The sequence below is a fragment of the Sorangium sp. KYC3313 genome (assembly GCF_052075895.1).
GTDB classification, from domain to species: domain Bacteria; phylum Myxococcota_A; class Polyangia; order Polyangiales; family Polyangiaceae; genus Sorangium; species Sorangium cellulosum_B.
On sequence record NZ_CP197255.1, the window covers coordinates 12,309,691 to 12,328,800 of the forward strand.

15 protein-coding genes and 1 tRNA gene are annotated in these 19,110 nt (G+C 72.9%); 4 read left to right on the top strand and 12 right to left on the bottom strand.

Features of this window, described 5'->3' with window-relative positions; genetic code table 11:
* Window positions 1-384: 384 nt before the first annotated feature.
* Both rd and ACSRUE_RS46795 read right to left on the bottom strand, forming a co-directional pair.
* Complete coding sequence (gene rd / locus ACSRUE_RS46790) at window positions 385-549, bottom strand: rubredoxin (protein ID WP_437761977.1); 165 nt, start codon at window positions 547-549, stop codon at window positions 385-387.
* 165 nt (window positions 550-714) lie between these two features.
* Entirely contained in the window at window positions 715-1,554 is an 840-nt protein-coding gene (locus ACSRUE_RS46795; protein WP_437761978.1) for an SDR family NAD(P)-dependent oxidoreductase, read from the bottom strand.
* Between the two features lie 537 nt (window positions 1,555-2,091).
* Between ACSRUE_RS46795 and ACSRUE_RS46800 the strand changes: the two genes are divergently transcribed.
* The 3 genes from ACSRUE_RS46800 (at window position 2,092) to ACSRUE_RS46810 (ending at window position 10,550) form a co-directional block, all read left to right on the top strand.
* Window positions 2,092-3,201, top strand: coding sequence for a cytochrome-c peroxidase (locus ACSRUE_RS46800; protein WP_441289201.1), 1,110 nt, complete (start codon window positions 2,092-2,094; stop codon window positions 3,199-3,201).
* Window positions 3,202-3,282: 81 nt separating this feature from the next.
* Window positions 3,283-6,888 carry an AAA family ATPase gene (locus ACSRUE_RS46805; RefSeq protein ID WP_441289202.1) on the top strand — a complete coding sequence of 1,202 codons (3,606 nt, stop codon included), beginning with the start codon at window positions 3,283-3,285 and terminating at the stop codon, window positions 6,886-6,888.
* Window positions 6,889-6,914: 26 nt separating this feature from the next.
* On the top strand, window positions 6,915-10,550 hold the full coding sequence (locus ACSRUE_RS46810; protein WP_441289203.1) for an AAA family ATPase: 3,636 nt from the start codon (window positions 6,915-6,917) through the stop codon (window positions 10,548-10,550).
* 54 nt (window positions 10,551-10,604) lie between these two features.
* On the opposite strand, the gene ACSRUE_RS46815 is transcribed toward ACSRUE_RS46810, so the two are convergent.
* The gene (locus tag ACSRUE_RS46815) at window positions 10,605-11,072 is read right to left on the bottom strand and encodes a hypothetical protein (protein ID WP_437761982.1); all 468 of its coding nucleotides are present in this window, start codon (window positions 11,070-11,072) and stop codon (window positions 10,605-10,607) included.
* A complete protein-coding gene (locus tag ACSRUE_RS46820) occupies window positions 11,069-11,431 on the bottom strand; it encodes a c-type cytochrome (RefSeq protein WP_437761983.1) in 363 nt (120 codons plus the stop codon). Before ACSRUE_RS46820 ends, ACSRUE_RS46815 begins: the two co-directional genes overlap by 4 nt.
* A 361-nt stretch (window positions 11,432-11,792) precedes the next feature.
* Here ACSRUE_RS46820 and ACSRUE_RS46825 point away from each other — a divergent pair, with 361 nt between their 5' ends.
* Window positions 11,793-12,086: an SET domain-containing protein-lysine N-methyltransferase gene (locus ACSRUE_RS46825; RefSeq protein ID WP_441289204.1), complete on the top strand. Its 294-nt coding sequence runs from the start codon at window positions 11,793-11,795 to the stop codon at window positions 12,084-12,086.
* A 161-nt stretch (window positions 12,087-12,247) separates the two neighbouring features.
* On the opposite strand, the gene ACSRUE_RS46830 is transcribed toward ACSRUE_RS46825, so the two are convergent.
* From ACSRUE_RS46830 to ACSRUE_RS46865, 8 genes are all read right to left on the bottom strand, one after another.
* A tRNA-Cys gene (locus tag ACSRUE_RS46830) sits at window positions 12,248-12,319 on the bottom strand.
* Window positions 12,320-12,568: 249 nt separating this feature from the next.
* The gene (locus tag ACSRUE_RS46835; protein ID WP_441289205.1) at window positions 12,569-13,342 is read right to left on the bottom strand and encodes a hypothetical protein; all 774 of its coding nucleotides are present in this window, start codon (window positions 13,340-13,342) and stop codon (window positions 12,569-12,571) included.
* A gap of 272 nt (window positions 13,343-13,614) precedes the next feature.
* Window positions 13,615-14,520 (bottom strand): sulfate ABC transporter permease subunit CysW, encoded by a 906-nt coding sequence (gene cysW, locus ACSRUE_RS46840; RefSeq protein ID WP_437761986.1) that lies wholly within the window; start codon window positions 14,518-14,520, stop codon window positions 13,615-13,617.
* The gene (cysT, locus tag ACSRUE_RS46845; protein ID WP_441289206.1) at window positions 14,520-15,374 is read right to left on the bottom strand and encodes a sulfate ABC transporter permease subunit CysT; all 855 of its coding nucleotides are present in this window, start codon (window positions 15,372-15,374) and stop codon (window positions 14,520-14,522) included. Before cysT ends, cysW begins: the two co-directional genes overlap by 1 nt.
* A 56-nt stretch (window positions 15,375-15,430) precedes the next feature.
* Window positions 15,431-16,453, bottom strand: coding sequence for a sulfate ABC transporter substrate-binding protein (locus ACSRUE_RS46850; protein ID WP_441289207.1), 1,023 nt, complete (start codon window positions 16,451-16,453; stop codon window positions 15,431-15,433).
* 29 nt (window positions 16,454-16,482) lie between these two features.
* Window positions 16,483-16,806: a DUF2325 domain-containing protein gene (locus ACSRUE_RS46855; protein ID WP_012232960.1), complete on the bottom strand. Its 324-nt coding sequence runs from the start codon at window positions 16,804-16,806 to the stop codon at window positions 16,483-16,485.
* 163 nt (window positions 16,807-16,969) lie between these two features.
* Window positions 16,970-17,662 (bottom strand): helix-turn-helix domain-containing protein, encoded by a 693-nt coding sequence (locus ACSRUE_RS46860; RefSeq protein ID WP_441289208.1) that lies wholly within the window; start codon window positions 17,660-17,662, stop codon window positions 16,970-16,972.
* 41 nt (window positions 17,663-17,703) lie between these two features.
* On the bottom strand, window positions 17,704-19,047 hold the full coding sequence (locus ACSRUE_RS46865) for an NAD(P)/FAD-dependent oxidoreductase (protein ID WP_441289209.1): 1,344 nt from the start codon (window positions 19,045-19,047) through the stop codon (window positions 17,704-17,706).
* Window positions 19,048-19,110: the final 63 nt, after the last annotated feature.

The following is a 19,110-nucleotide window of genomic DNA, read 5'->3' on the forward strand; positions in this document are numbered from 1 at the left end:
GCTCGAGAGCGTGCAGGCCGCATGAGAGGCGGTCTGCGCAGCTCGTACGAGCTCACGCGATTGCGCGACGACGCCCGCAGATGTGTTGCCATCTGCACCGGGTCAGCTTGCAGCGCGCTGCGCTGGGCGCCCGCTGCGATGCGCGCCTCGACGTCGCCCTGTGCGCTCGCTCCACGCTGCTGCGGCTGGCGCGCACCTCGCCGCGTGAGCCAGGCCGATCCGCGGTGGATTGGTGTGGAGCGCCCGCCAGGACCGCGCGCGGCGCGATCCGATGAGCAGCACATCGGCGCGCGGTGACCACGCGGCCGATGTGCTCACCCCGCCGGCGCCTCCGCGCTGTCCGCGGCGCGAGGCTCGCCGAGACGGCGCGGAGGAGCGGCCCGCTCACTCGTCGATCGGCTCGAAATCGGCCTTGGTCGCGCCGCACTCCGGGCACATCCAGGTGTCAGGCAGGTCCTCGAACGAGGTCCCGGGCGCAACGCCTGTGTCGGGGTCACCGACCGCCGGGTCATAGACGAATCCGCAGACCAGACACCGATATTTCTTCATCCGTGGTTCTCCTCAGGAGCTCGACGAGCGGCGCAAGACGCTACCACGAGGGCGGACACGGCCGCAGATGAACCTTCTGGTCCGCAGCTCTCGCCGCAGCGCCCAGGTCCTGCGCCACGAGCGCGCGCGCCGCCCCGGCGATCGTGGGCCCGAGGGGCGGGCGCCTCAGGGCGGCGCCGGAGCGTCGCGCACCGCGCGCTGCTTCTTCCGCAGCACGCGCGCGATCGGCCCGTAGGCGAGCCGGAGCAGCCACCGCGGGCAGATGACGCCGAGATGGATGACGAGCCACGCCACCACCCCGGGCACCACGAGCGCGCGGCCGCGGTCCACCGCGCGGACCAGCGCGCGCGCGCAGCGCTCCGGGGCGATCGACAGGAGCGCGGGCGGCTCGAGGCCCGTGAAGTTGCCGGCCACCTCGTTGAACTCGGTCCGCACGGGCCCCGGACAGACCTGCGTCACCCGCACGCCGGTGCCGGCGAGGTCGAGGCGGAGCGCTTCGGTAAAGCTCGTGACGAAGTGCTTCGTGCCGACGTACGAGGCCATCCCGGGCCCGAACGTCAGCCCGAAGCCGGAGCTCACGTTCGCGATCGCGCCGCGCCCGCGCGACACCATCGGGCCGACGAGCCGGTGCGTGAGGTACGCGAGGCTCGTCACGTTCAGCGCGATCATCTGCTCGGTGCGCGACCACGCGGAGAGATCGAACACGCCGATGTCACCGAAGCCGGCGTTGTTGACGAGGACGTCGACCCCCCCGACCTCGGCCTCGACGGCGAGCAGCATCGCGTCGACCGCCGCCCGATCGGTGACATCGCAGCCGAAGGCGAGCACGGCGAGCGCCGGGCGCGCCGCGGCGAGCTCGGCGCGCAGCGCCTCCAGGCGATCCTTGCGGCGCGCGACCAGCACGAGCACCCGGGCGCGCTGGGCGATCTCGTGCGCCAGCGCGCGGCCGATGCCCGACGACGCGCCGGTGATGAGCACGACCCCGCTGTCGATCGGCGATTGCACGGCCGAAGGGTTGCCCGGCGCCCCCCGGGCGCGCAAGGGGCCCCTCGCCGACCGGCCTCGCATCGTCCCGTCCAGGCTCCCACGCTTCCGCCCTCCGGCGTTTCCGCGCTTCCACGCTTCCGCCCTCCGGCGTTTCCGCGCTTCCACGCTTCCGCCCTCCGGCGTTTCCGCGCTTCCACGCTTCCACGCTCCGGCGTTTCCGCGCCTCCGCGCTTCCGCCCTACCGCAGCTCGCCCGCTACACCCCGCAGGCCGCGCGAGCGCGCCGCGCGACACCTCGGAGAAATCCGGCGAAACGGAGAAGCGCACCTCGGAGGAGATAGGCGTGCAGGAGGCACCTCGACATCCATTGCGCTACCTTCGAGACCGCGAGTCGCAACCGGCCGGTAACACGCATCACCCCGGGGGCGCCCCCCGCGACCGCCGCCAGCTCCGCGCGTTGGCCGGCGAGCGGCGACGGCGCGGCCGCGGCGCGCGTTGACGTCCACGGCGGCTCTCTCATACCGTGGACGGCGTCCTCACGAAGCCAGGAGACCTCATGCGTTGGCCCTCATCTCTCATCAGTGTGCTCTTCCTCGCCGCCGGGCTGGGCGCCTGCGAACGATCCGCGGAGTACGAGCACAAGGCCCCCCCGGCCTCGAGCACGGCGAAGCCCGCCGCGGCGACAAGCGACGTGAAGCCGCTCGTCTTCGATCCGAACGACGTCAAGTCCTTCAAGGTCCTGCCCGCAAAATTCGAGACGGACAAGAACACGATCACCGATGACAAGGTGAGCCTGGGAAGGATGCTGTGGTACGAGACGCGCCTCTCGAAGAACCACGACATCTCCTGCAACTCGTGTCATGGCCTCTCGACCTACGGCGTCGACAACAAGCAGTTCTCCTCCGGGCACAAGGGCCAGCTCGGCGGCCGCAACTCGCCCACTGCGTACAACGCGGGCCCCCACATCGCCCAGTTCTGGGACGGCCGCGCGGCCACGCTCGAGGACCAGGCCAAAGGGCCTATCCTGAACCCCGTCGAGATGGCCATGCCGGACGAGAAGCGGGTCATCACGACGCTCAAGTCGATCCCCGAGTACGTGAAGCTCTTCAAGACGGCCTTCCCCGACGACAAGGAGCCGATCACCTACGACAACATGGCCAAGGCGATCGGCGCGTTCGAGCGCGGCCTGGTCACGCCGTCGCGCTTCGACAAGTTCCTGGGCGGCGACGACAAGGCCCTTACCGCCGAGGAGAAGGCCGGGTTCCACAAGTTCATCTCGCTCGGATGCCCGACCTGCCACACGGGCGTCGCCGTCGGCGGCTCGACGTTCCAGAAGCTCGGCCTCGTGAAGGAGTTCCCCGGCCTCAAGGACAACGGGCGCTTCGACGCCACGAAGGACGAGAAGGACAAGTTCTTCTTCCGCGTCCCGAGCCTCAGGAACGTCGAGAAGACCTTCCCGTACTTCCACGACGGCTCGATCGCGACGCTCGACGAGACCGTGACCAAGATGGCGTGGCACCAGCTCGGCGTGGAGGCCAAGCCCGAAGAGGTGAAGGCGATCGTCGCGTTCCTCAAGTCGCTCACCGGCGATCTCCCGACCGACTACATCAAGCAGCCCGAGCTGCCCCCGAGCGGGCCGACCACGCCCAAGGCCGACCCGACGTGAGCGGATCACGCGAATCACGCGGATCACGCTGATCACCTGATTGCGCCGGGAGGGCGGATCGGCTCTGCTCCGCCCTCCCGGATGAGCACGAGCTCCAGCGACGACGGGCGATCCGCGCCCGCTCCCGAGGACGGAGCGGGCGCGTCCGCGGAAGGGGCTCGCGACGCGAGCGAGGGGCGCACCGCGAGGGCGCTCGTCTTCGTGCGCGAGCGCTTCGACGGCGCGTGCCTCGCCTTCCCCGTCGCGGCGGCGGACATCGCGAGCTTCGGCCGCGACGAGGAGGTCCTCGTCGAGCAGCAGCTCTTCCTGCGCGAGCACGCCGCGCGCGCCCGGCCCGAGGCGGTCTCCCGGCTCTCATTCCCGCAAGGGACGGGGCTCCTCTCCGTGAGCGTCCCCGTCCCGCGCGACGACCTGCCGCGCAAGCTGCGGAACGAGGTGCCGGTGAGCTTCCCCTGCGTCGTCGTGCCGGCCGGCGAGCTGGACGCGCGCGGGCAGGCGGAGACGCCGGCGGCGGAGCGAGGGGATCGCGACGCGTGGGTGCTCGTCCCGAGCCTCGGGCACGCGTTCTACGTGGAGGCGGGCGAGCCGATCGAGGCGGCGATCCGGCACGAGGTGCGCCGGCTGCTCGCGTCGCAGGTCCTGTCGACGTGGGAGCACCTGGGGCTCCTGCCCGGGAGCGCGCACCGCCTGGAGGTGCTCCACGCGCCGCTGCCCGAGCCCGAGCGTGCGGGCGGGCACGGGCCGCGCGGCGCCTCGATCGTGGAGCGCGCGCTGCGGAAGAAGGCCGTCGAGACGCTCGTCGCGGTGGCGACGCCGCTCCACGTGGCGGCGCAGCGGAGCCCGCTCGCGACGCCGCCGCTCACCTGCCGCGACGCGGAGCTCGCGCGCCTCGCGGCGCTGCTCGACGGCGAGGAGCGCCTCGGCGTGCTGCTCGTGGGCCCGGAGCACGCCGGGAAGACCGCGCTCGCGCTGGCGTACGTCGCCCGCCAGACGCGGCTCGTCTACGCGACGTCGGGCGCGCAGCTCATCGCGGGCATGAGCGGGCTCGGGCAGTGGCAGGAGCGCATCCACGGCGTGATGGAGGCCGCCGCCGCGCTCGACGCGGTGCTCTACTTCGAGAACCTCGACGATCTCCTGGCCGAGCGCGTCGACGGGGGGCACGTGGACCTGGCCGGCGCGATGCGGCCCTACCTCGACGAGGGGCGGGTGCGCGTCCTGTGCGAGCTCCGGGACGACCGGCTCGACGCGCTCGAGGGGCGGCACTGGGCCTTCTTCGCGGGCCTGAGCCGCGTCCGGATCGATCCGCTCTCGGCCGCCGATACCCGGAAGGCGCTCGCCGCGCGCGCCGAGCGCGACGGCCGCGTCGAGCCGCACCGCCCCGCGGTCGCGGGCGACGCGCTGACGGCGCTCGTCGATCTCGCGGAGCGCTACCTGCCCTACAGCGCCTTCCCGGGCAAGGCGGTCCGCCTCTACGAGGACCTGCGCGCCGTGCACGAGCGGGAGCGGACCGCGCAGGGGGAGCCGGTCACGCTCGGGCGGAGCGATCTCCGCGAGCTGTTCTCGATGCGCACGGGGATGCCGGCGTTCCTGCTGCGCGACGATCTCCCGCTCCGCGTCGACCGCGTGGCGCGCGACCTCGGCGCGAGCGTGGTCGGGCAGGAGCGCGCGGTGCGCGCGCTCGCCGAGACGATCGCCGTGGTGAAGGCGGGGCTCTCGCCGCCGGACAAGCCGCTCGCGGCGTTCCTCTTCGTGGGGCCGACGGGCGTCGGCAAGACCGAGCTCGCCCGCGCGCTCGCCGGGCTGCTCTTCGGCTCGCCCGAGCGGCTCTCGCGGTTCGACATGAGCGAGTTCTCGAGCGAGGGCGCGGCCGATCGCCTGATCCGCGGGACCGACGGCGCGGGCGGGCTGCTCACGCAGCGCGTGCGCGAGCAGCCGTTCTGCGTGCTCCTGCTCGACGAGATCGAGAAGGCCCACCGGGCCGTGTTCGATCTCCTGCTGCAGGTGCTCGGCGAGGGGCGCCTGTCCGACGCGCGCGGCAGGACGGCGTACTTCCACAACGCGATCGTGATCATGACGTCGAACCTCGGCGCGGCGGAGCGGCGCGCGCGGGCGGGGTTCGCCGGCGAGCGAGGCGCGGAGCGGCCGGAGGATCAGGCCGCGCTGGACGAGGCGCACTACCAGCGCGTCGTCGCTGGCGCGTTCCGGCAGGAGTTCGTGAACCGCATCGATCGCGTGGTGCCGTTCCGGGCGCTGACCCGGGCGGAGCTCGCCGAGGTCGCGCGCCTCACGGCGCGGCGCCTCGCCCAGCGCCGCGGGCTGTCCGAGGCGGGCGTCGCGCTCGAGGTGTCGGAGCGGGCGCTCGCGCGGCTCGCCGAGGACGGCCACGCGCCGGCGTACGGGGCGCGGGCGCTGCGGCGCCACGTCGAGGAGCACCTCGCTGCGCCGCTCGCGCGGCTGCTCGCGAGGCTCGGGGGCGACGCGCGGGATCTCACGGTGTGGGTGACCGAGGCGGGCGAGCCTGAAGCGACGGCGCCCGCCGACGGCGCCGTGGTCGCCCGCGCCGAGACGCCAGCGCTCCGCCTCGTGGCGCGGCGGCGGCGCGCGGCGAAGGCCGCGCAGCAGGCGTTCGGCGTCGAGCAGGTCGGCGAGCTCCGGCGCGAGGTGGACCGGTGGATGGGCCTCGGGCCGCTCGAACAGCTGAAGGAGCAGATCGACTTCCTGCTGACGCAGCTGAGCCTCGCGAGCGGGCCGTCGCGCGATCGGCGGAAGGAGATCGACGCCGCGGCGCTGCAGGCCGAGCACCACCGGCTGAGCGAGCTCTGGGGGCAGCTCGAGCGCGCGCAGGAGGAGATGCACGGCGTCGAGGAGCTCGCCCTGATGGCGCTGCTCGAGGGCGAGGAGGTGCGCGGGCTCGCGGGCGAGGCGCGCGCGGCGTGGGAGGGCGTGCGCAAGGTGCTGCCCCGCGCGCTCGTCGCGACCGAGTCGCGGCGCGACGCGATCACGCTGATCCTGGAGGAGCTCGACGCGGGGGCGTTCGAGCGGTGGCTCGCGCCGCTCCTCAGGGAGCTCCCGCGGCGCGGGTGGGGCGCGACGCTGCACATCGACGGCGACCGGGCCGGGCCCGGCGACGGCGCGTGGCCCGCGAGCCGGCGGTGGGGCCCGCCGCGCGCTCCGGGCGACGTGCTGGACGCGCTCGACGAGCCGAAGCGCGGGTTCCGGAGCATGCTCCTCCGCTGCACCGGCGCGTACGCCGGGGCGTTCCTCTCGCTGGAGCGGGGGCTCCACCGGGTGGTCGCGCGCAAGCGGGACGCGGGCGAGGCGGGCGAGGCGGGCGAGGCGTCAAAGGACGGCCGGCTGCACGTGTTCGTGCACTTCGCCGCGCACGCGGCCGACATCGCCGAGGACCAGTGGGATCACCGGTCGCTCGCCCCGCCGCCCGCGGGCTCGGCCGCGGCGCGGCGGCGCGGGGCCGCCGCGCGCGAGCTCGACGAGGTCGAGGGCGCGGCGCTGATCGCGGGGCGCAGGGCGCGGATCGCGATGGATCCGGCGTGGTACTGGGAGCGGCTCGACGAGGTCGCGCTGACGCACCTGCTCCTGCTCGAGGACGAGGGGAGCGGGCTGGATCGGAGCGCGTACTTCAGCGCGGGCGGGGACGGCCCGGCGCTGGATGATTTGCCCGACGCCTGACCTGGCAGAGCCACTACCCTGAGGCCGTGCACTTCACGATCCCGCTCTTCGAACGGCGGACGACGAACGTCGAGTGCGTGACGCTCGGCCTCGGCCCGAGCACGCGCTCGCGGGAGGGGCGGCACGCGGAGCGCGTCCGGCGCCTGCTCACCGACGAGCTCAGGCCCGTCTTCGAGAAGGCGCGCGCGACCGAGCTCGCGCGCTTCGAGTTCCCCCGCGGCATCCGGCTCGAGAAGGTGCGCCTCGAGCTCACGCTCTCCGGCGCCGCCGAGCGGCGCAAGGTGAGCGGGCTCTGTCCCGTCGTGCTCGAGCCGCGCTGGGCCTCGGAGCAGGAGCGCGTCGTCTTCGCCTACCACCCCGCCCGCCAGGGCGAGGCCGCGCCGATCCGCGAGGATCTCCCGCTGGACGAGCAGCTCCGCGCGCTGTTCCAGGTCGCGTGGGCCGCGCTCGACGACGACGAGATCGCGCGGCTCTGGAGCCGGGGCAAGGAGCGCATCACGGCGCTGTCGTTCTCGTGCGCCCCGCGCTCGGCGCTCGCCGATCTGCCGGATCGACCGGGCGACGACGACACCGGCGCCGATCCGGCGTTCCGCTGGAAGAAGCGCCGGGGCCTCAAGGTCCTGCCGAGCCTCGGCGTGAGCCTCACGCAGCGCGCGGCCCAGGGCAACCTCGACGCGGGCGTGCCGCGATCGCCGCAGCGGGAGCAGCTCGCGCTGCTGCTCGGCGCGGGCAGGGCGCAGCCGGTCGTCGTCGTCGGCCCGCCGGGGTGCGGCAAGACGACCCTGATCCACCGGGCGGTGCTCGACCTCCTCGCGGCCGACGGGTACGGCGCGCACAAGAACCTCGACCGCGTCCGCGACGTCGTCGCCGTGAGCGGCCGCAGGCTCATCGCCGGAATGAGCCACCTCGGCGACTGGGAGAAGCGGTGCGTCGAGCTCGTCGAGGACGCGCGCAGCCGCGGCGCGATCCTCGTGATCGACGACCTCCACCACTTCGGCCGGATCGGCAGGTCGCGCGAGAGCGAGCGCTCGCTCGCCGATTTCTTCCGCGGCCCGCTCTCCCGCCGCGAGATCGTGATGGTCGGCGAGTGCTCCCCCGAGGCGTTCCGCCTCCTCGAGCAGGAGTCCCCGTCGTTCGCGGCCCTGTTCACGCCGCTCTTCCTCCCCGAGGCGACGCCCTCCGAGACGTTCCGCCTCATGGTGCGGGAGGTCCGCGCGCTCGAGCAGCGCCACGCCGCCCGCGTGAGCCCGTACGTGCTGCGGACGATCCTCGACCTCGGCGGCTCGCTCCTCTCGGCGCAGGCGCTGCCGGGCAAGGCCGTCGACCTCCTGCGCGAGGTCGTCCGCGCGGGCGTGACGCCCTCGCCCTCCGGGGAGCCGGGGCCGGCGCGCGGCCACGCGCCGCGGCCGGTCGGCTCGCAGGACGTGCTGCGGCTCCTGTCGCAGAAGACCGGCGTGCCGCGGCTCCTCCTCGGTGGCGACGAGCCGCTCGACGCCGGCGCGCTGGAGGACCAGCTCGGCCGGCGGGTGATCGGCCAGCCGGAGGCCGTGCGCGCGACGGCGGACCTCGTGGCGCGCATCAAGGCGGGCCTCGTGGATCCTCGGCGCCCGTACGGCGTGTACCTCTTCACCGGGCCGACGGGGACCGGCAAGACCGAGCTCGCCAGGTGCATGGCGGAGCTCATCTACGGCAGCGCGTCGCGCCTGCTCCGCTTCGACATGAGCGAGCAGAGCGGCCCGGACGCGCCGGCGCGGCTCGTCGGCGATCGCTACGCGCCCGACGGGCTCCTGACGCAGCGGGTGCGGGAGCAGCCGTTCTCGCTGGTGCTGCTCGACGAGATCGAGAAGGCGCACCCGTCGGTGCACGGCCTCTTGCTCCAGCTCTTCGAGGACGGGCGGCTCACGGACGCGGCGGCGAGGCCCGCGCACTTCCACCACGCGGTGGTGGTGATGACGTCCAACCTGGGCGCGCGGTCGCGGGCGCTGGTCGGCTTCGGCGGCGCGGGGCTGTCGGAGGCGCGGGCGCTCGCGATCGCAGAGGAGTCGGCCCAGGAGGTCGCGCGGGCGGTGCGCGACTTCTTCCCGCCGGAGCTGTTCAACCGGATCGATCGCGTCGTGCCGTTCCGGCCGCTGACGCCCGAGGTGGCGGTACGGGTAGCCGAGAAGGAGCTCGACCGGCTGCTCGGCCGGCGCGGGCTCGCCGAGCGGAGCGTCTTCGTGCGCCGGGGCGCCGGCGTGGCCGAGCGGATCGCGCGCGAGGCGTTCGTGGCCGAGGACGGCGCCCGCTCGGTGAAGCGGTTCATCGAGGACGAGATCGGATCGCTGCTGAGCGACGCGCTCACCCGCGGCGCGCCCGCCGCGATGCAGGTGATCCGCATCTTCACGACCGCGCGCGGCGAGGGCGCCGCCGCGGCGGGCGAGGGCGCCGCGTCACCCGGGTCACCCGCGTCACCCGCGTCACCCGCGTTTGCGCTGCACCGCGAGGCGCTCGCGGAGGCCGAGCCCGCGGCCGCGGCGTGGGCCCTCGCGCCGCTCATGGCGAGGCCGCTCGGCGCGCTCACGGCGGAGCTCTCGCCGCTGCTCGAGTTCGTCGACGCGCTCGATCGGAGCGACGGCCTCGCGCGCCTCTCCGAGCGGATCCGCTACCACCTCGCGGAGCACGGCCGGACCGCCGCGGAGGGGCCCGAGGCGCACGAGCACGCGGAGGCGATCTACAACCTCGACGCCATGCGCGGCGCGATCCGGGCGTTCCGCGAGCGGATCGACCTCGTCCGGCGGCGGAGCGGCGACGACGACGAGCAGCAGCACCTCGACCTGGAGGTGCGGCGGTTCGGCTACGTGACGGTCGAGGACGAGTGGAGCCGCTCCCGGGTGCGCCTGTTCCACCGGCGCCAGCTGCCGGGCCCGCTGCGCCGGCCGGCGAAGCAGGAGGTCCTGGAGTGCATCGCGGAGGGCCACGCGCTCCGGCGCGCGCTCCGGAAGGTGGACGAGCCGGGCCAGCACGCGGTCCTGATCGAGCTGCTCCGCGCGGCGCGCTTCGACGAGAGGCCGGCCGGCGCGCGCGACGAGCCCGAGGAGGGGCTCTTCGAGGCGCTCGCGCGCGCCTACGGCGAGGCGGGGGGCGAGGTGGAGGGGTGGGCGTGCGCGCCGCTCGGCAGCGCGTCCGACGGCGACGGGCGCGCGCGCGTGGTCGAGCAGGGCCGCGGGGCGGCGGGGCTCGAGGCGATGCTCACCGCCCCCGGGCGCGGGGCGGAGCTCCTCGTCCTGAGCGTCGTGGGCCTGTGCGTGATGGACTTCTTCGAGCTCGAGACGGGCGCGCACGTCTGGACGTCGCTCTCGCGCGGCCCCGAGGTGGTGCGGGTGCGCGTCCTGCCGGCCCGGCCGGGCCTCTCGCCGGCGGGCGCGGTCCGGGAGCACCTCGACCTGCAGGCGGCGTTCGACGAGGCGGCGCGGCGCGGGCGCGCGCTCCCGCCGAACCCGGCCGAGCTCCTCCCGGTGGTGCGGCGGGTCCGGTTCGACCCGCCGCGCCGCCCGGGTGCGACCGCGCCGATCGAGATCGAGGACTACGTGATGGGGTACGCCGAGTCGTCGCTGGTGCGGAGCCTGTCGCAGGCGCTGGCCCCGCTGTGGCTGCTCCGGATGAGCCGGGAGGACGTCGCGTAGCCGGCCGCCCCGGGCTGCTGCCCCGGGGACGCGCCGGCGACGGCGGACGGCCTTTCAGGGCAGCCGGAAGAGCGGGCGACCGTACGCCATGGAGGGCCAGGGGATGGCGGCGAGGATGACGAGCAGCGTGACGAGGACGCCGAGCGCCAGGCGCCGGTGCTGCGCGGTGGGGTCCGGGGCTCGCTTCGCCCGGGCCCAGGCGACGTGGGCGACCGCCACCGCCACGATCATGCCGAAGATGTGCTCGACGGCGAAGAAGCGCAGCGCCGCGATGGGCATGGCGGCCTTCAGCGCGGCCAGCGACGTGGGCCTGAGCGGGCTGAGCGCGGTGTAGAGCAAGACGCCGAGGAGGAGCTGGGCGTCGAGCGAACCGACGAACGCCGCGCCGACCTTGCGATCCGCCGCCGTCCAGGGCCCCCGCTGGGCCCAGCCGCGGACCGACCGCGCGAGCGCCAGGAGCCCGAGCAGCAGGACGACCCAGCGCAGCCACGAGTGCGCGACGAGGACGAACGAATAGATCATGGACCTTGCTTTCCGGCCGCGGTGCCGGCCTCGATGATGTACTGCGCGATGTCGGCGAGATCCGACTCCCGGACGCCGCGGAAGCTGGGCATCGGGGGGACGTCGGCGCGCTTGCGCCCCGGGGTCACGGCCCAGCGGACGATGCCCGCGGGATCGGTCCTGTAGAGCCCTGCGATCTCGCTGAGCGGAGGGCCGACCAGCTTGGCGCTGGGGGCGTGGCACGCCGCGCAGAGGGTGGAGAACAGGGCCTTGCCCTTCGCGGCCTGCGGCGAGAGCGCGACCGCCTCCTCGGCGGGGTCGGGCTTCTTGCACGCGGCCGCGAGCAGGAGCAGGGCGGCGAGGATCGGCGACCACTTCATGCGGGCGGGCCGGAACATAGCGCGCGGCGGCGCCGCGTGGGGCCGGCGTCGTGCGGCGAGGATCGCCAGGGCGCCGCGCGCCCGGCCAGCCCGAGCTGGAGGCCGCGGCGCGGGGCGCCGAAGAAGCCGGGGCGCCTCGCGACGGTCACTGCGTCTTGAAGAGGTCCAGGATCCCCTGCCCGATCGCGGCCGGGTCCGGCACCGCGACGCCGGTCGGCTCGGTGCCCTCGAGGAACACCTCTTTCACGGCGCCCTCCTGGCCCGGGAACGCCGCCATCCCGCTCGCCGGGCGCCCCTCTCTCGCCGCTCTGCTCGAGCGCGAGCTCCGGACCGCACGTGGCACCGCGTATCCTGCTGGAGCGTGGCTGTGATCCGAGAGTGGGGCGCTGTCGGCTGCTTCCACGCCTCGGATCTGAAGACCGAGGACCACCGCGACGGACAGGCTCTCCATCACGTGTTCACGTGGGGGGAGGAGCCGGAGCGGCAGAAGGCGTATGCGTGGGGGCTGCTCGCGCTCTACAACCACTCGGCGACACCCAACGTCATGAATGACGGTCCGGTGCCGGACTCGATGGCTGCCATCGCGCTCCACGACATCCACGCGGACGAGGAGCTCTGCTTCGACTACGGCTACACCTGGTTCGCTCCTCGCTGAGGCGAGGACGCGAGCGCCGTTGCGACGACCGTACCGCTCCGGCTCACGTCGACGATGCCGGCGCGCTGGCAAGCGCCCGTCAGCTTCGCCGGCGCACCGCGCTCGCCTCGTGAGGCCGCGGCATCTCGGTCAACGCTCGGACCGGACTGTCGTCGTTGCGGAGGTGAGGACGGGATTCGAACCCGCGTATAACGGTTTTGCAAACCGTTGCCTAACCACTTGGCTACCTCACCGACTGTTCGAAGCGGCGGGAGGTCATGCCTCATCTCTGCCCTGCTGTCAACGCCTTTGATACCCCGTCTACCTTCACGCGGCCGAGCCGCCCCTTCAGCCGGCGCTCCAGCGCGCTCGTTCCGTCGTCGTTCCCCGCCGTCGTTCCCCGTCGTCGTTCCGGCTTCCAGTTCCCTCCCGTCCCGATCCTGGAGCCGGCGGAGGGGGCTCCGGCACCTCCCCTCCGCAGCCCTCCGGAACACCCGCGCCGCTTACTGTTCGCGCCCGCCGCGCCGTGGCCTTCCCGCGCGCGGCACCCTCTCCCGCCCCCCCAGGGCTCGCCCGAGGTAGCTGGCCGTGTAGACCGCCCGCCGCGTCGCCTGGAGCAGCCCGCGCGGCACGATCCCCTTCCCCGTCTGGAACGGGTTGAAGCGGAGGGCGCGCTGGTCGATGTCCACCGGCTCGTACAGCTCCATATCGGCCACTGCCATCCACCGCGCGCGCGAGCCCGCTCGCCTCACCTCGAGGCGCAGCAGCGCGAGCCCCGCCGCAGCGGCGCGCTCCAGCTTCTCCACGCGGTTGCCTTTCACCACCGCCGCGCGCAGCGGCACCAGGCGGAACTCCGCGCGACCGAAGCCGGCCACGTCGAACCGCGCCAGCGCGTAGTAGTCGTTGTCCAGGAAGTCGTGCCTCTTCGTCGTGAAGACGGCGAACGGGAGCAGCAAGAGTCGGCGCGCGCTCACGAAGATGAGGTCCTGATCGCCGGCGCTCGCGGCCGGCGTCACCTCTTCGCTGGTCCGGAAGCGCACCGCGACCCCCAGCACGTCCGGACGGCGCTCGCCCTTGCCGCCCCGCCATCGCCATATCCCGCCCGAGAGCCGCACGAGCGCCGGCCCCGCCAGCCGTTGCGCCAGCGGGCCGACCTCGCCCTCCACCGCGAGCGCCTTCACCCCCGCGCAGTAGACCACGCCGTCGGGATGGAACAGCCTCGCTCTCCGGATGAAGCTGCCCCCAAAGGCGATGGGAGACAGCGCTACCCCGATCACACGCCCAATCGCTTCCAAGAACCGCATGGTGACCCCTCCCTCGAACCTGGAGCGCCGGGGGCCAATCGCAAGTTGGGCGCGCCCCGACAGCGCACCTCCCGCGGCGCTCACCCGCGGCGAAGCGCCGAGATCCGCTGTTCTCCACGGGCCATCCGTTCTCCCGCGCGACGGCGATTCCAGGGAAGCGCCGTGTCCCCGGCGCTCCCTCTCGTACCGCTCGTGTCGAGCCCTCCAGCGGCCCTCGCTCCGTCGCGCGCGACGGAGCGCGCGCGTCACCCCGCGCCGGCCTTCGCCGCCGGGTCGATCTCCGGAGCGGCGTCTCGCTGCGCCCGGTGCTCGATAAGGCGCTTCGCCACGAGCGTCAGGAGCGCGAGCAGGACGAGCAACGAGGCGACCGCGAACGCCGCCGAGAAGTGGAACTCGTTGTAGAGCACCTCGACGTGCAGCGGCATGGTGTTGGTCTGCCCCCGGATATGCCCCGAGACGACCGACACCGCGCCGAACTCGCCCATCGCCCGCGCGTTGCAGAGCACCACGCCGTAGAGCAGGCCCCACTTCGCGTTGGGGAGGGTGATGCGGAAGAACATGCTCCACCCGCTCGCGCCGAGCGACAGCGCCGCGTGCTCCTCGTCGGCCCCCTGGCTCTCCAGGAACGGGATGAGCTCGCGCGCGACGAACGGGAACGTCACGAACGTCGTCGCGAGGATGATCCCCGGACGATCGAAGATGACCCGGAGGTCGTGCTCGATGAGCCAGGGGCCGAACACCCCTTGCGCCCCGAAGAGCAGGACGAAGATCATGCCGGAGATCACCGGCGAGACCGCGAACGGCAGATCGATGAGCGTGACGAGGAGGCTCTTCCCCGTGAACTCGAAGCGCGCGATCGCCCAGGCCGCGGCCACGCCGAAGACGAGGTTGAGCGGCACGGCGACGACCGCGGTCGTGAGCGTCAGCTCGATGGCGGCGATGGCGTCCGGCGCGGTGATCGCCCGCCAGTACCCCGCGAGGCCGTCCTTCAACGCCTCGATGAACACCGCCACGACCGGCAGGAAGAGGAAGAACCCGAGGAACGCGAGCGCCCCCGCCGTCAGCGCCCAGCGCACCAGCGGGGGCTCGGACGTCGCGCCGCGCACCGCCCCGCGCGACCTGACCCGCAGCTTGCCGGCCGCGCCAGCCACTACGGCGCGACCCCGGGCGCTCTGGTCCCCGCGGGCCGCTCGGGCGCGGGCTGGGGCGCTTCGACAGCGCTCCGCGACGACCCGCGCGCGCCGCTCCAGGACTGGAGTCGGTTGATCAGGAAGAGGAGCACGAAGGAGCAGAGCAGCATCACGAGCGCGAGCGCCGTCGCGCCCGCGTAGTCGTACTGCTCGAGCTTGGTCATGATGACGAGCGGCGCGATCTCCGTCTTGAAGGGCATGTTCCCGGAGATGAACACGACCGACCCGTACTCGCCGAACGCCCTCGCGAACGACATCGCGAACCCCGTGAGGATCGATGGCCAGAGCGCGGGCAGGAGGATGCGACGGAAGATCTCGAAGCGGCCCGCGCCGAGCGACGCCGCCGCCTCTTCCTGGTCGGCCTCGAGCTCCTCCATCACCGGCTGGACGGTCCGCACGACGAACGGGAGCCCCACGAAGGTGAGCGCGATGACGACGCCCAGGCGGCTGAACGCGCTCTGGATCCCGAGCGGGTACAGGAACCGGCCGACCCACCCCTGCTGCGCATAGATGGCCGTGAGCGCGATGCCGCCGACCGCCGTCGGGAGCGCGAAGGGCAGATCGACGAGCGCGTCGACGATCGACTTGCCCGGGAAGCTGTAGCGCACGAGCACCCACGCCACGAGGACGCCGAAGACCGCGTTGATGCCCGCCGCGATGAGCGACGCGGCAAAGCTCATCTTCAACGAGGCGACGGCGCGCGGCGAGGTCACCACCGCCCAGATCTCGGCGGGCTGGAGCGTCGCCGTCTTGAGGAAGATCATCGACAGCGGGACGAGCACGAGCAGCGACAGGTACGTTACCGTAATCCCCATCGCCAGCCCGAAGCCGGGCAGAACGCTCTGTCGCCGCCAGAGAAGAGCCACGAAGTCTACTTACCGGCCTGGTAGATCTGGTCGAAGACGCCGCCGTCGGAGAAGTGCGCCTTCTGGGCTTTTTGCCACCCGCCGAAGACCTCGTCAATCGAGAAGAGCGCGACCTTCTGGAAGACACCCTCCGACTCGGCCGCCGCGAGGATCGCCGGGTTGCGCGGGCGGTAGAAGTGCTTCACCGCGATGCGCTGGCCGTCCTCCGTGGAGAGGAAGGCGAGGTACGCCTCCGCCGCCGCCCTCGTCCCGCGCCTGTCGACCACCTTGTCGACCACCGCGACAGGCGGCTCGGCGAGGATGCTGATCGACGGCACGATCACCTCGAACTTGTCCTTACCGCTCTGCTTCACCGCGAGCAGCGCCTCGTTCTCCCAGGCGATCAGGACGTCGCCGAGCCCACGCTCGACGAACGTCGTTGTCGAGCCGCGCGCCCCCGTGTCGAGGACGGGTACGTTCTTGAAGAGTCGGCCGACGAAATCCTTCGCCTTCGCCTCGTCGCCGCCCGCCCGCTTCAGCTCGTACCCCCACGCCGCGAGGTAGTTCCACCGCGCCCCGCCGGAGGTCTTCGGGTTCGGGGTGATGACCGCCACGCCCTCCTTCACGAGATCGTCCCAGTCCTTGATGCCCTTGGGGTTGCCCTTGCGCACCAGGAAGACAATGGTCGACGTGTAAGGAGCGCTGTTGTCCTTGAGGCGCGCTTGCCATCCCTCCTTGATCAGCCCGGCGGACGCGACCGCATCGACGTCGTAGGCGAGCGCGAGCGTGACCACGTCCGCCTCGAGCCCGTCGATCACCGACCGGCCCTGCTTGCCCGAGCCGCCGTGCGATTGCTTGACGGTGATGTCCTGTCCGCTCTGCTCCTTCCAGCGCTTCGCGAAGGCGGCGTTCACCTCTTCATAGAGCTCGCGCGTGGGGTCGTACGAGACGTTCAGTATCTGCACCGACCCCGACTTCGAGGCGCCGGCCGCGTCGCCCTTCGAGCACGCCGGGAGCGCCAGCGCCAGCGCACAACAAAGCATCGTCATCAAGCATCGCATCGATCGTCCCTACTCCCTTAGCCAGTGGCGAGATAACGCGATTCCCGCTGCGCCAGCGCGTCGAGCAGCTGCTGGAACCGCGAGGCGCCGCAGCGCCGGGCCATGAACGCCGCGCGGCCGAGCTTCTGGCAGAGCTTCTTGGCGAGGAGCACGCCGCCGTGGCTGTTCACGTCGGTCAGCACGATCACGAGATCGGCCCGCTCGATGGCCGCCCGCAGCTCGGCCGCCCCGCGGCCGCCCGTGTTGCCCGTGTGAAACTCCAGATGGTGCCCCGCCTGCAGCGCCATCCGCTCCAGCTGAGCCTGGTTGCGATCCAACCCACCAATCCAGGTGATCCGCATCGCTCCGCCTCCTTGCTCCTCGCAGCGGGTGACCGCCGCTATAACGGACATATCTCACGCTAAAGCAGAGGACGCAAGGGAGATCTGCCAAAATAACGGAGGACATGTCTTGGATACCGGAGGGACACGAGGCCGGTGGGGTCCGGAAATGGGGCGGGGTTGCCTACCCGCGCGAGCCGTAGGTCATGACGAGGTACATGACGGCCTCGACGCTGCCCGGGTTGCGGTAGCTGTGCGGGCTGTCGGCCTCGAACAGGATGGCGTCGCCGGTCTCGAGCAGGCGCCGCTCGCCGGCCACGGTGATCTCCACCGAGCCCTCGGTGACGATCAGGTTCTCCGCGGTGCCCGGGGCGTGCGCGTCGGCGTGCTCGACCGAGCGCGGCGCGAGGCGGAGCTCGTAGAACTCCACGTTGCGCGGCCGGTCCATCGGGAAGAGCGCCCGGGAAGAGAAGTCGCCGTTGCGCGAGCGCAGGATGCGCGCATGCGAGGCCTGCATGACGGTCGTGACGGGCGAGGTCGCCTGGCTCATCAGCGCCGAGAAGGGGACCCCGAGGGCGCGCGCGATCTTCCAGAGGACGTTGATGGTCGGCGTGCTCTGGCCCAGCTCGATCTGCCCCAGCATCGCCCGGCTCACCCCGGACGCCTTCGCCAGGCGCTCGAGCGACAGGCCCCGCTCGGCCCGGAACCGCTTCAGGTTGGAGGCGACGACCGGCGTGAGGTCCGACGCGTCGTCGAACGCCGGGTCGTCCCCGCCAGGCTCGCTCGCCGGGGGCGCGGGTGGAGACGGCGGCTCGGCGGCCGCCGATCGCGCGGGGGTCTGGGCTCTGCGTGCCTTCACTGGACGCGTATCCGCCATGGTGGAGGGCGCGCGTCAAGCGAGCGGGGGGAAGGGCGCGCTCAGGGGCCGCCGGAGACCGCCTCCGCGACCGGGCGCGCGGGCGACGGGCGACGCACCGAAGGCACGGGCGCCGCCAGGAGCACCGGCGAGGTATGGCCCGTGATGAGGCGGGCGCCGCGCTTGAAGGTGATGTACTGCCACATCCACGCGAACATGACGGTGAAGCGGTTCCTGAAGCCGATAAGGAACAGCACGTGGACGGCCAGCCAGGCGAGCCACGCGAGCGTGCCCGACATCTGCAGGCGCCCGACCTTCGCGATGGCGCGCGAGCGGCCGATGGTCGCCATCGTCCCCTTGTCGAGGTAGGCGAACTGCCCGCGCGGGCGGCCCTCGAGATCATCGAGGATGCAGCGCGCGACGAAGCGCCCCTCCTGGATCGCGGCAGGGCTGAGGCCGGGCACGTCGACGCCGTTCCGGTCGCGGAGCGTGGCCATGTCGCCGATCGCGAAGACGCTCGGGTGCCCGGGGAGGGAGCAGTCCGGCCCGATCTTCACGCGGCCGACGCGATCGAGCTCGACGCCGAGCGCGCGCGCGAGCGGGGTGCCGCGGACCCCCGCGGCCCAGATGACGGTCGCGGCGGGGAGGCGCTCGCCGTCCTCGAACTGCACGCCGTGCTCGTCGATGCTGCGGAAGCGGCGCCCCTTGATGATCTCGACCCCGAGGGACGTGAGCTGCTCCTCGGCGCTCGCCGAGAGGCTCTCCGGGAAGGCCTGGAGGATGCGGGCGCCGATCTCGACGAGCAGCACCCGCGAGAGCGAAGGCTCGAGGGAGCGGAAGTCGCGCGCGAGGATGTAGCGCGCGAGCTCGGCGAAGGCGCCGGCCATCTCGACGCCCGTGGCGCCGCCGCCGATGACGACGAACGTGAGCAGCCGCCGCCGCGCAGCGGGGTCCTCCTCGCGCTCGGCGGCCTCGAAGGCGAGCAGCATGCGCTCGCGGATGGTGAGCGCCTCGTCGAGGTTCTTGAGCGCCGGCGCGAACCGGGCCCACTCCTCGTGGCCAAAGTAGTTGTTCGTCGCGCCGACCGCGAGGATCAGGAAGTCGTAGTCCAGCGGGTCGCCGTCGACGGTGACGCGCCGGCCGGCGAGGTCCACGCCCGTCACCTCGCCGAGCAGGACCCGGACGTTGCGCTGGCGCGACAGGACCGATCGGATCGGGACCGCGATGTCGGCCGGCGAGAGGCTGGCCGTCGCCACCTGATAGAGCAGCGGCTGGAACAGGTGGTGATTGGTCCTGTCGATGAGGGTGACCCGGACGGGCGCGTCGCGGAGCGCCTTTGCCGCGTTCAGGCCGCCGAACCCTCCGCCGACGATCACGACGTGAGGCTCTCTCGCGGTCGTTGCCATGGTGCCTCCTGGCGAGGAACGCTTCCTCGGTGGCACGACGATGGTAGGGGGCGCGGATCACCG